Below are 239 nucleotides of genomic sequence, written 5' to 3' on the forward strand. Positions count from 1 at the left end.
CCGCGATGGGTTACGGCGGCTGGCAGCACATCATTTTGCCTGCGGTTTCCATTGCCTTTATGTCGCTGGCGATTAACGCGCGTTTACTGCGCGCCAGTATGCTGGACGTCGCCGGTCAGCGTCACGTCACCTGTGCGCGTCTGCGCGGCCTGAACGACAAACAGACCGAACGTCGCCACATCCTGCGCAATGCCTCGCTGCCGATGATCACCGCCGTGGGGATGCACATCGGCGAACTG

General features: G+C 61.9%; 1 protein-coding gene. It reads left to right on the top strand.

From position 1 onward, the window contains the following. Positions 1-239: ABC transporter permease subunit (locus SB772_RS45245; protein WP_410839181.1), on the top strand; the 239-nt coding region annotated here is incomplete at both ends.

Source organism: Paraburkholderia sp. SIMBA_030, from assembly GCF_046535245.1.
Lineage (GTDB): Bacteria > Pseudomonadota > Gammaproteobacteria > Burkholderiales > Burkholderiaceae > Paraburkholderia.